Source organism: Priestia sp. RMT2NF4 (assembly GCF_047872835.1).
In the GTDB taxonomy this organism is placed as follows: Bacteria; Bacillota; Bacilli; order Bacillales; family Bacillaceae_H; genus Priestia; species Priestia zanthoxyli.
Genome location: NZ_JBLQZO010000026.1, coordinates 1 through 2529 on the forward strand (window position 1 = coordinate 1; position 2529 = coordinate 2529).

Here is a 2529-nt window from a genome sequence, read left to right on the forward strand (position 1 = left end):
GTAGGGTAAGAACCCGGCGCCTTAAGACCTCTCGGTCTTAGGTTTCCGAGAACTCCCCCCCGAACCGTACGTACCCCTCTCAAGGTATACGGCTCTCCATCTTTTCAGTCTAGCTTCCCATTATGCAGGTCATGATGACACTTTCGACAAAGTACCATCGTTTTACGACTTCTTGCTATCATCTGTCTTTCCCATTTCTTTTTCCCTTTAAGGTTCTTTAGCTTTCGAACATGGTGAACTTCCATTGAGCCTTCTTCAGCCTTACACCATTCACATTGATTAGCCATCAACCTTTGGATAAGCGATGTTCGGGATTGGTATGATACTTCCGAAGGAAGTTTTTCTATATCCTTTTTAGTTATAGGAGCTTTATTCCTACGAAATCCCTTATCATAAAGCACTTCCGTTTTCTTACCGGACTTTGTCATATAACTGACTTGGAATATTCCATTCACCATAAATTTTTGTTTAGCTTTACCTAAGGTAGTACGGTACTTATTTGCTAAGGTTTTGTACATAGAATATTCAAGGAGATACTTATAACTGTTTAGATGGCACACATTAACTGCCAGTTGATAATATTGATAGGTTCCACGTATCTGGGCGTTATAGTTTCTTAAAATCTCAAGAGGAACCAATTTAATTAACTCTGGACGGTGCATTGGTTTCCATTGACCTGTCTTTTGGTTGACCTTTATTACCCTTTTTTTAAACAGGCGACTATAAACAAGATCAGTAGGCATATATAGTTCACATTTTAACGAGAATGCTCTTGTTTTTATTCCATCGCTTCGTCGTTTAGAGTGGAAATCTCGCAAAACTTTAACGTCATATCCTAAAAATCGAGCCTTATGCCTCGTATTTGTTATAAGTGTTTTCTCCTCGGATAATGTTAGCTTAAGTTCCGATTTCAAGAAATTAGCAATGTCTTTTTTTACCTTGTACGCATCTTCCTTGCTTCCAATAACTCCAATGAGAAAGTCATCTGCATATCTAACATATTGAATTCGTTTATAATTCTCATCCATCGGATATCGTTGAGGAATACGTTCTCTTTCAGCTAACAACTCATGTACCTTATTGGTTAATTCTTTTTCCCGTACTTCATCTATTTCCTTGGATTCCCTTAGTTCTTTCTTAACCCTGTTTATTTGATGTTGTATTTTAGAATAAGCTGGGTTTATCCTTCTAACTTTTCCTACATCAAAAGTTGACTTATACCGATTTATAAAATTATCTAACTCATTTAGATAAATATTTGCTAGTAAAGGGCTAAGAATACCACCTTGTGGTGCACCACTAAACGTTTTATGAAACTTCCATTCCTCTAAATATCCGGCTCTAAGGAACTTCCATATAAGCGAAATAAATTGTTCATCATCTATCCTCTTCCTTAGGGTATAGATAAGGATGTGATGATTAATATTGTCGAAAAAACCTTCGATATCACCTTCAATGAACCATCTACTCCCAGTAAAGGTTCCTTTGACCTGAATTAGTGCTGTATGGCAACTTTTTTCAGGGCGAAAGCCATGAGAGAACTTACTAAAGGTTGGTTCATAGATGGATTGTAATAGGTTTTTTATGACTTCTTGAACTAACTTATCTTCTACGGAAGGTATGCCTAACGGACGCTTCTTTCCATTTTTCTTTGGAATATAAACTCTTCTTACTGGTTTTGGTTGGTAAGAATAATCTCGTAACTTATCAATTAGCGCTGAGATTCTTTCTGTAGACATTCCGTCAATGGTCTTTCCATCTGTTCCAGCAGTCATGTTTCCTTCGCTGGCGTATATATTTTGATAGGCATCAAGAAAAAATAATGGGTTATACAGATTCCGATATAATTTTTTGTATTTATATCCTGCTTTGTTACTGTGAGATGCTAGATTTCCTAATACGATTTTTGGGCTTCGCAAGAGCCTCACGCCCCTTCCCAATTTAATATTAGTCGAAAAGACTGTTCTCCTTTGCCTTGTACGAGGCTTTCCCTCGCTCTGACTACTACGAGAACTCCGTTACCATATTGGATTTTCATGAGCCACATACCTTGCTTTTTACACTTGGTATCATCCTCAATAGCCTCCTTACGAGGCGTTCCAAGTTAGGTAATCCCCATTTAGTACATATAGAAACTAGACTAATTATGATGTCGGATGCCACTTTCGTCCGTTACTTGTTATCCAAGTTAGCCAGTCTTTGGTCTGCCATACGTATCGCGTATGTTCAATGGAAACTTTGGCAATATTTCCATTCTTGACTGCGAAGCGTTTCAATGACCCTTCACTTCGGGCGACGATACTCCACTTTGGACTATGGTTCACGCAGTTTAGCATTCATCCTTATTCATAACATTTTTTTACCTTGCCCCTCAGTCGTACCTAGGTCATTTTGGTAACTTAGGGCTTTCCTTGCATGCTCTGGTCCCCTCCGGGTTTCCCTTTGTGGGTAAGCAAGGTGGTAAATGGGTTAAGCGCAGACTCCCATCTCTTGTCTAAGGAGATTCTCTATATGCCCGTATGGGCGCAC

Annotated in this window: 2 protein-coding genes; both read right to left on the reverse strand. The window is 38.8% G+C overall.

Features of this window, described 5'->3' with window-relative positions:
- Positions 1-104: 104 nt before the first annotated feature.
- Positions 105-1919 (reverse strand): reverse transcriptase domain-containing protein, encoded by a 1815-nt coding sequence (locus ACMX9J_RS27625; protein ID WP_416226469.1) that lies wholly within the window; start codon positions 1917-1919, stop codon positions 105-107.
- Positions 1920-2144: 225 nt separating this feature from the next.
- Positions 2145-2324: a hypothetical protein gene (locus tag ACMX9J_RS27630; RefSeq protein ID WP_416226470.1), complete on the reverse strand. Its 180-nt coding sequence runs from the start codon at positions 2322-2324 to the stop codon at positions 2145-2147.
- Positions 2325-2529: the final 205 nt, after the last annotated feature.